This window comes from Ideonella sp. sgz306126 (genome assembly GCF_056032705.1).
In genome coordinates, this window is record NZ_JBVYWP010000012.1 from 1 (window position 1) to 2,876 (window position 2,876).

The window sequence follows — 2,876 nt, forward strand, 5'->3', positions numbered from 1 at the left end:
GATGCGGTCTCGATCGGCCTGCCCGCCGGCGCCCAGGTCGGCGACACGCTGACCATCACCGACGGCGTCACCCCGCAGACCCATGTGCTGACTGCCGCCGACCTGACGGCCGGCGTCTATGTCACCTCGTTCGCCGAGCCGGCCCAGGGTGCCACGCTGAGCGTCAGTGCCACGCTGACCGATGCCGCCGGCAATGTTTCGGCACCGGGATCGGATTCGGCCGTGATCGACACCGCGGCCACCGCGGCACCGTCGGTGACCATCACCGCCGACGCCAACAACGACGGCTTCATCAACGCCGCCGAGCAGGCCACGCAGGTCGCCGGCCACGATGCGGTCTCGGTCGCGCTGCCCGCCGGCGCCCAGGTCGGCGACACGCTGACCATCACCGACGGCGTCACCCCGCAGACCCATGTGCTGACTGCCGCCGACCTGACGGCCGGCGTCTATGTCACTAGCTTCGCCGAGCCGGCTCAAGGATCGACCCTCACCGTCAGTGCCACGCTGACCGACGCTGCCGGCAATGTTTCGGCACCGGGCTCGGATTCGGCCGTGATCGACACCGCGGCCACCGCCGCCCCGTCGGTGACCATCACCGCCGACGCCAACAACGACGGCTTCATCAACGCTGCCGAGCAGGCCACGCAGGTCGCCGGCCACGATGCGGTCTCGATCGGCCTGCCCGCAGGCGCCCAGGTCGGCGACACGCTGACCATCACCGATGGCGTCACTCCGCAGACCCATGTGCTGACTGCCGCCGACCTCACGGCCGGCGTCTACGTCACCTCGTTCGCCGAGCCGGCTCAAGGATCGACCCTCACCGTCAGTGCCACGCTGACCGATGCCGCCGGCAATGTCTCGGCACCGGGCTCGGATTCCGCGGTCATCGACACCGCGGCCACCGCGGCACCGACCGTGACCATCACCGCGGACGCCAACAACGACGGCTTCATCAACGCCGCCGAGCAGGCCACGCAGGTCGCCGGCCACGACGCGGTCTCGATCGGCCTGCCCGCCGGAGCGCAGGTCGGCGACACGCTGACCATCACCGACGGCGTCACTCCGCAGACCCATGTGCTGACTGCCGCCGACCTGACGGCTGGCGTCTACGTCACCTCGTTCGCCGAGCCGGCCCAGGGTGCCACGCTGACCGTCAGTGCGACCTTGACCGACGCTGCCGGCAATGTCTCGGCACCGGGCTCGGATTCGGCCGTGATCGACACCAGCGCCACCGCGGCACCGACCGTGACCATCACCGCGGACGCCAACAACGACGGCTTCATCAACGCCGCCGAGCAGGCCACGCAGGTCGCCGGCCACGACGCGGTCTCGATCGGCCTGCCCGCCGGCGCCCAGGTCGGCGACACGCTGACCATCACCGACGGCGTCACTCCGCAGACCCATGTGCTGACTGCCGCCGACCTGACGGCCGGCGTCTACGTCACCTCGTTCGCCGAGCCGGCTCAAGGATCGACCCTCACCGTCAGCGCCACGCTGACCGACGCTGCCGGCAATGTCTCGGCGCCAGGCTCGGATTCCGCGGTCATCAACACCAGCGCCACCGCCGCTCCGTCGGTCACCATCACCGCCGACGCCAACAACGACGGCTTCATCAACGCTGCCGAGCAGGCTACCCAGGTGGCCGGCCACGACGCGGTCTCGGTCGCGCTGCCCGCCGGCGCCCAGGTCGGCGACACGCTGACCATCACCGACGGCGTCACCCCGCAGACCCATGTGCTGACGGCCGCCGACCTGACGGCCGGCGTCTATGTCACCTCGTTCGCCGAGCCGGCTCAAGGATCGACCCTCACCGTCAGCGCCACGCTGACCGACGCTGCCGGCAATGTCTCGGCACCGGGCTCGGATTCGGCCGTGATCGACACCGCGGCCACCGCGGCACCGTCGGTGACCATCACCGCGGACGCCAACAACGACGGCTTCATCAATGCTGCCGAGCAGGCCACGCAGGTCGCCGGCCACGATGCGGTCTCGATCGGCCTGCCCGCCGGCGCCCAGGTCGGTGACACGCTGACCATCACCGATGGCGTCACTCCGCAGACCCACGTGCTGACTGCCGCCGACCTGACGGCCGGCGTCTACGTCACCTCGTTCGCCGAGCCGGCCCAGGGTGCCACGCTGAGCGTCAGTGCCACGCTGACCGATGCCGCCGGCAATGTTTCGGCACCGGGCTCGGATTCGGCCGTGATCGACACCGCGGCCACCGCGGCACCGTCGGTGACCATCACCGCCGACGCCAACAACGACGGCTTCATCAACGCTGCCGAGCAGGCCACGCAGGTCGCCGGCCACGATGCGGTCTCGGTCGCGCTGCCCGCCGGCGCCCAGGTCGGCGACACGCTGACCATCACCGACGGCGTCACCCCGCAGACCCACGTGCTGACTGCCGCCGACCTGACGGCCGGCGTCTACGTCACCTCGTTCGCCGAGCCGGCCCAGGGTGCCACGCTGAGCGTCAGTGCCACGCTGACCGATGCCGCCGGCAATGTTTCGGCACCGGGCTCGGATTCGGCCGTGATCGACACCGCGGCCACCGCGGCACCGACCGTGACCATCACCGCCGACGCCAACAACGACGGCTTCATCAACGCTGCCGAGCAGGCCACGCAGGTCGCCGGCCACGACGCGGTCTCGATCGGCCTGCCCGCCGGAGCGCAGGTCGGCGACACGCTGACCATCACCGACGGCGTCACTCCGCAGACCCATGTGCTGACTGCCGCCGACCTGACGGCTGGCGTCTACGTCACCTCGTTCGCCGAGCCGGCCCAGGGTGCCACGCTGACCGTCAGCGCGACCTTGACCGACGCTGCGGGCAATGTCTCGGCACCGGGCTCGGATTCGGCCGTGATCGACACCAG

1 protein-coding gene is annotated in these 2,876 nt (G+C 70.7%); it reads left to right on the top strand.

Translation table 11 applies throughout. The features are described 5' to 3' along the window. The coding region (locus AC0N04_RS18200; RefSeq protein WP_474283987.1) for a beta strand repeat-containing protein at window positions 1-2,876 on the top strand (2,876 nt) is incomplete at both ends.